The organism is Microbacterium sp. (assembly GCF_041909575.1).
Lineage (GTDB): Bacteria > Actinomycetota > Actinomycetes > Actinomycetales > Microbacteriaceae > Microbacterium.
In genome coordinates this window covers 1-6623 of the sequence record NZ_JAYRDE010000141.1, presented here as the reverse complement: position 1 = coordinate 6623, position 6623 = coordinate 1, and the positions used below count along the sequence as shown (strand labels likewise).

5 protein-coding genes are annotated in these 6623 nt (G+C 74.2%); 4 read left to right on the top strand and 1 reads right to left on the bottom strand.

Going from position 1 to position 6623, the window contains the following annotated elements; all coding sequences use genetic code 11:
* The first annotated feature begins 211 nt into the window (after positions 1 to 211).
* Positions 212 to 1081, top strand: coding sequence for an LLM class flavin-dependent oxidoreductase (locus ACE3O1_RS14300; RefSeq protein ID WP_374316172.1), 870 nt, complete (start codon positions 212 to 214; stop codon positions 1079 to 1081).
* Positions 1078 to 1842, top strand: a complete 765-nt coding sequence (locus ACE3O1_RS14295) for an LLM class flavin-dependent oxidoreductase (RefSeq protein ID WP_374316170.1) — start codon at positions 1078 to 1080, stop codon at positions 1840 to 1842. Before ACE3O1_RS14300 ends, ACE3O1_RS14295 begins: the two co-directional genes overlap by 4 nt.
* A gap of 43 nt (positions 1843 to 1885) precedes the next feature.
* Here ACE3O1_RS14295 and ACE3O1_RS14290 read toward each other — a convergent pair whose 3' ends face one another.
* The gene (locus tag ACE3O1_RS14290) at positions 1886 to 3145 is read right to left on the bottom strand and encodes an endonuclease/exonuclease/phosphatase family protein (protein ID WP_374316168.1); all 1260 of its coding nucleotides are present in this window, start codon (positions 3143 to 3145) and stop codon (positions 1886 to 1888) included.
* Between the two features lie 217 nt (positions 3146 to 3362).
* Here ACE3O1_RS14290 and ACE3O1_RS14285 point away from each other — a divergent pair, with 217 nt between their 5' ends.
* Positions 3363 to 6038 (top strand): FtsX-like permease family protein, encoded by a 2676-nt coding sequence (locus tag ACE3O1_RS14285; RefSeq protein WP_374316166.1) that lies wholly within the window; start codon positions 3363 to 3365, stop codon positions 6036 to 6038.
* The coding region (locus tag ACE3O1_RS14280) for a hypothetical protein (protein WP_374316164.1) at positions 6035 to 6623 on the top strand (589 nt) is incomplete at its 3' end. The genes ACE3O1_RS14285 and ACE3O1_RS14280, both read left to right, overlap by 4 nt.

Here is a 6623-nt window from a genome sequence, read left to right as displayed (position 1 = left end):
CCCTCGGCGCTCAGCCGAGGGCCGGTTCTGCGCGGGCCGGCCGCGCCAACGCCCGGGCCCGCGCGCCGTTTCGCGGAGATGTGCAGAATTGCGGATGCCGCGGGGGCGGGGCATCCGTCATCGTGCACATGTCCGTCATCCTGCGCGGACCGGTCACGAACTTCAGCTGAGTCGAACGCGGAGCGTCGGGGGCGCCTGCCAGAGTGGGGGGATGGCACGCATCGGCGCGATCTTCAACCCGTACACCCACAGCCCCGACGAGTTCCGCGACGCGGTGCTCGTGGCCGAGCGCGAGGGCCTTCCCGAGCTGTGGATCTGGGAGGACTGCTTCCGCACCTCGGCGTTCGCGGCCGCGACGGCGGCGCTCGCCTGGACCGAGCAGCTGCGCCTCGGCATCGGCATCGCCCCCATGCCGCTGCGAAACGTCGCGGCGACGGCGATGGAGATCGCCACCGTCGAGCGGCTGTTCCCGGGCCGGCTCCTGCCGGGTGTCGGCCACGGCGTCCTGCCGTGGATGGCGCCGGGCGGCGCCCGCGTCGCGTCGCCCCTCACGCTCATGAGCGAGTACGTCCCCGCGCTGCGGGCGCTGCTCGCCGGCGAGCAGGCCGACTCCGCGGGCCGCTACGTCACCCTCGACGCCGTGCGCCTCGATTACCCGCCGGCATCCGCCCCGCTCGTCTACGCCGCCGCCGAGGGGCCGAAGACCCTCCGCCTGAGCGGGGAGGTCGCCGATGGAACGGTGCTCGACAGCGGTCATACGCCGGAGGAGGTGCGGGTGGCCGTCGAGGCGATCCGCGGCGCGCGGGCGGATGCCGGGCGCCCGGGTGTTCACGACGTCGTGTCGTACGTCGTCGCGGCGTTCGGGCCCGACGCCGAGGCGCGCGCGATCGCCGACGTGGGCGACAAGCCGGACCCCGCCGAGCGTGCGGTGTGGGGCGAGCCGGCGGAGGTGGCCGAGCGCCTTCGACCGTTCTTCGACGCCGGCGTCGACGATGTCGTCTTCCTGCCCGCGTCGCGCATCGACCTCGCGGACTCCTACGCCGGTGCGGCCGAGGTGGCGCGGTTGGTGGCGTCGGCATGACGGCGGCGCTCTCGATCGGCGTCGCGGCCGCCGTCGGACCGGCGCTGGCCGCGCGCCTCGCGCCCGCCGTCGAGGCGGCCGGATTCCACGCCCTGTGGGTCAACGACACCCCCGGACACGACGCCCTCGAGGTGCTCGCCGCCGCGGCCCGGGTCACGGAGCGGCTCGTCCTCGCGACCGGAGTGCTGCCCGTCGATCGGCGCACGCCCGGCGAGATCCTCGAGCGCATCGACGGGCTGACGCTCCCGGTCGAGCGGCTCGTGCTCGGGATCGGCTCGGGTGCCGGCCCGGCGGGCGCGCTCGCGCGCGTGACGGATGCCGCCGCCGCCCTCCGGGAGGGGACCACTGCCCGCGTCGTGGTGGGCGCGCTCGGCCCGAAGATGCGCAGGGTCGGGGCCGAGGCATCCGACGGACTTCTGCTCAGCTGGCTGACGCCCGATGTCGCCGCCGCGCAGGCGGAGGAGGCGCGGGCGATCGCGCCCGGGACGCACGTCGCGCTCTACGTCCGGGCCGCGACCGACCCGCGCGCCGTCGCGAGGCTCGCCGACGAGACGCGCCGATATGCGGGCTACCCGGCGTACGCGGCGAACTTCGCCCGGTTGGGCATCGCGGCGCATGACACCACCGTCGGTCCCGACGGCGCGGCCGAGCGTATCTCGGCGTACCGCGAGGCCGTCGACGAGGTCGTGCTGCGCGTCATCACGGCGCACGACGAGCCCGACGAGTACGAACGGTTTCTCGCGGACGTCGCTGCAGTCTGACTCCGCACGGTGCGGGCGGCCGCAGCCGCCCGCACCGACCGGCTCAACGACCGCCGCGCGGCACCTTGACGTCGACCCATACGAGCCGGTGGTCGCTGCTCGGGAACGGGAAGACGCCGGTGAGCGCCGACAGCGGGTCGGCCTGGACCGGCCAGAACACGCCGGCGTCGACGGGGCGCAGATCGCGGGAGGGCAGCACGTAGTCCGCTCGCAGGTTGCCGGGAGCGCCGTCGGCGAAGTCGGCGGTGTCGTACGCCGGGTCCCCGAGGTGCGTCGCGTTCGCGCCGCCCTGCAGCGCCGCGGCCTCGACGGCTCCCGCTGAGGTCGGCTGCGGGTCGACGATCCACCGGTGGTCGAGGAGCTGGTCGATCGCCGCGTCGACGGAGTCGCCGTCGAGCGGGTCGGCGTTCTGGTCGCCGAGGATCACGAACGACGACGACGGGCTCAAGCCTCCGCGACCGCCGTCGTCGTCGTAGATGTAGCGCCCCTTGCCCGGGGTGACGTAGTCGGCCCAGAACCGGATCTCGTCGTGATTTCGCAGGCCGTTGCGATCCTCCACGCCGTCGAACGTGGGCGGCGTCGGGTGCGAGGCGAGCACGTGCACGGTGTGGCCGCCGACCTCGACAGGCACGTCCCAGTGCGACTTGCTCGACAGCCGGAACACGTCGAGCTCCTCGGGCGAGTACCAGTCGGCCGATGCCGCGGTCGCGGGGTCGTCGGGGAGGAGGGCGCCGGGCATGTCCCTCCACAGGAAGTGCTGGAAGGTGCGCACCTCGTCGGTGACGATCGGATGCTTCGACAGCACGACCATTCCGTACTGGCCCTCGAACACGCCGAACCCGAACGCGTCGTCGCCGCCGGACACCACGCCGTTGTTGTTGAGGTCGAACCCGCTCGGGACACCCGTGTTCGAGGGGGCGACGAACGCGTAGGGGTACTCCGCCGGCGCCGCGCCGTTCTGCGAGACCTCGAGGTAGTTGTCGCGGAAGAGGTCGACGGCGAGGCCTCCCTCGACGTAGTCGAACTCGTTGAGGAGCACGACGTCCGGGTTCGCGCGCTGGATGACTTCGGCCACCGTGCGCGCCTGCGCATTCGCGCCCGTCGACAGGTCGGTGACGAGCTGACCGGCGGTGTTGCGGTTGAGGGAGAGGTTGTAGGTCGCGACGCGCAGCGGCTCGGACTGCGTCGCGGCGTCCGGCGGTGCGATTGGCGCGGCGGCAGCCGGGACGGCGGCGAGAGCGCCGGCGCACACGAGGCCGGCGGTGGTGGCGGCGATGATCGCGCCGCGGAACCTGGGGGACATGGTTCTCCTTCGAACGGGACGCCGTCTCGTGGACGGCACCGGGGGACGGTGTCGAGCCGCGATCGATCGGCGCGGTTCGACCCTCTCCACGCTAGGCGGGAGAGGTGACGGGAGGAAGAACGCCGGATGAGGGAGTGCTCATGAGACGGGCAGTCCCCACCCGCGACGGGGTGTCGGGGCGGCTGGGTTAGAGTGCCAGAGTGCAAAGGCTGGCGGCGTGATCGGAGGTCCCCGGTTCGCCCTCGCACGGGCACGTGCCGCCCTCGCGCCGCTCGTGACCCTGGCCATCGTCGCCGCCCTCGCCGCCCTCCTCGTCGTGGGGGTTGCGGGACTGGTCGCCTCCGTCGAGACACGGGAGGTGCGCGGCGCCCTGGCGGCCGCCACCGGCGACCGCGCGCAGATCGTGCTCACGGTCGACGGCTCGGCGGATGCCGCGTCCGACGCGGTCTCGTCGGCGCTGGCGAGCCTGGGAGCCGGGGGCGCGATGGAGATCGCCGTCGACGAGCGCTCCGTCGTGCTCTCACCCGATCCGGATTCCATCACGGCGGCGCAGGCGCTCGCGCTCGCGGACGGCCTGCCCCGGCTGCGCGACGCCGTCGAGGACAGGACGGGGGAGCGCCCACAGTCCTCCGGCGGACTCGCCGACACGCTCGACGCCGTGCGAGAGGGCATCGAGGCCCGGCGCGGTCCGACGTCGGTCGCCCTGGGGCTGCTCGGACTGCTCACCGCCGTCGTGGTGGGAGCGGTGGCACTGGAGCCCGTGCGCGCCCGCGACGCGGAGAGCCGACTGCTGCGCGCGCGGGGAGCGCGGCGCCGCGACCTGGCCTCGCTCGCCTCACTCGAGGCGGTGACCTTCGCGGTGGTCGGTGCTGCCGCAGGCGCGGTGGCCGGCACGGCGGGGGTCGGGCTCGTCGCGGGTGCCGCGCCCGGCTTCCTGGTCGGCGGAATCGCCTCGCTCGGCATCGCCCTCGTGACCGGGATCGTCGTCGCGGTCGCGACCGGCCGCAGCGCCGAACGCGGATCGGCGCGTGCCCGCGCGGTCGCCGACATCGGCGCGATCGTGCTGCTCGCCGTCATCACCGGGCTCGCGGTGTGGCAGTTCGTCCAGGCGGGCACGCCCATCGTGCAGCGCGGCGACGGCGCCGCCACCCTCGATCCCCTCGTCGCCCTCGCCCCGGCGCTCGCGCTCGGGCTCGCCGCACTGGTGGCGGTGGCGTTCGCGACCCCGATCGCGCGCGCGATCGCCGCGGCGCTCTCGCCCTCGCGCGGCGTCTCGCCGGTCACGCCGCTGCGCCTCGCGTCGCGCCGGCCCGCACGCCACGCGCTGTCCATCACGGTGGTCGCCTTCGCCGTCGGGACGATCACGCTCGCGGGCGCCTACCAGTCGAGCCTCACGGCACTGGGCGACGCCCCCGAGGCCCTCCGTGTCGGAGCGGACGTCAAGATCGGCACGATCCCCGAGGACGTGGCCGCAGCCGACGTCGCCGCATCGGGCTCTCCCGACGCCGCGATGCTCGCCCGCCCGCTGAGCGCGGAGGGCGCCGATGCGCGCATCCCGATCCTCGCCGTGGAGGCGGCGCAGCTGGGCGAGGTGATGCTCGACGCAGACGGCGCGATCGATCCCGCTGCCCTGGGGGCCGCGCTCGCGCTTCCCGCCGCCGACGCGGCGCTCGGCGGCGATGAGCTCACCCTGACCCTGCTCGCGCCGCCCGCACCGCCGATCGAGCACGAAGGCGAGGTGTTCGAACAGGGCTCGCCGGCGCTTCAGGTGCGGGTGACGCTGCTCGCAGCATCCGGCGCCGTCGAGACGCTGGAGTTCACGAACGCCGACGTCGAGATGTCGGAGGACGACAACGGGAACACGTTCCCGGACGTGCGCGTGCGGCCCGTCGAGACCGTCTCGCTCGACCTGCCCGACGGCCAGCAGTGGTCACTCGCCGCGCTCGGTGTCGCCTACCACCCGATGAGCTACTTCCCGGGTGAGGGGGAGATCACCGATGTCACCAGCGGCGGAGAGGCAGTGGACCTCTCCGGCTTCCGTCCCGCTGCAGGCACCCCGGGCTCCGTCGCGGAGTCCGAGGCGGGGCTGGTGTTCGCGCCAGAGGCAGCCGCGGGGGAGCCCTTCACCCGGGCGGTGTCGCCCCTCGTGCCCGCCGCGGTGCCGGCGGTGGTCACCGCCGACCTCGCGGCGTCGATGAGCCTCGAGGCGGGCGACAGGATTGCGCTCGAGCTGGTCAAGCCCGACATCGAGGTCGAGTTCGAGGTGGCGGACGTCGTGCCGGTGCTGCCCGGCACCGCCTCGGGAGAGGGGATGCTGGTCGACCTCGGCACCCTCTCGATGGCGAGCCCCTTCCCGATCGTGCCCACGCAGGCGTGGCTCGCGACCGACCATCCGGGCGCCGTCGTCGAGGCCGTCGCGGCCGCGTTCCCGCAGACCGTGACCATCGTCGCCGATCCCCGGTCCGCCGAGAACGCGGCGGGAACGGCATCCGCCTTCGTCCTCGCCGCGATCGGCGCCGTCGTGCTCGCCATGGTCGTGCTCGTCCTGCGCCGCACGCGTTCGCGTGCCGACGCGCGCGAACTGGCCCTGTTCGCGGTCATGGGCCTGGGACGGCGCCGCGCCTCGCGCCTTCGCGCGCAGGAGGACCTGTTCGCGGTCGTGATGGGCGTCGTCGGCGGGATCGCCGCGGGCGCACTCACCGCGTGGCTCGTCGTCGCCCCGCTCGTGCGCGCCGCGTACGGGAGCGTGCCGGCGTCGTACCCCATCGCTCTGAGCGTGCAGCCCGTCGTCCTGACCGTCGCAATCGCCGCGACGGTCGCGGTCTTCTGCCTCATCGTCGCGAGCGTCCGCACCCCCGCGCACCTCGCCCCGCTCCTGCGGGAGGACGAATGACCAGGACGCCCGGACTCTTCGCCCTCACGCGCCGCCGCTTCGCGACACCGCGCAGTGCGGCCGTCGTCATCGTCGCGCTCGTCGCCTTCGCGGCGTTCGTCATCGCCGCCGCGCCGCGCGCCCTGGTGGGCGTGGTGCGCGCCGAGGTGGCGCATCAGATCGGCGACATGCCGGCCATCTCGCGCGATCTCTCGGCGAGCCTCATCGGCGTGCCGGCGTTCGGGCCCCCGGCCGATCCCGCGGTCGCGGAGGAGTGGGACGAGGGCGCCGCCGACGTGTTCGGGGCGCTCGGCCAGCTGCTCGCAGACAACCGCGACGGCCTCGAGCCGGCGCTGGAGCCGCTGGTGGGCGACGCGCGGTTCGCCGCCTACAGCGAGGACCTCCAGTTCGACCCCGACGACCTGGACCCCCAGGCTCCCCACTCCATCCTGCAGCTGCTGGCGGAGCCGACGATGCAGTCGGATGTCGAGCTGATCGAGGGCGAGTGGCCGGCTCCGTGGTCCGGCGCCGGTCCGGTGGAGATCGTCCTGAGCGAGTCCTCGGCCGAGACCAAGATGTGGCCCGTCGGCGAGGTCCGCAGCACAG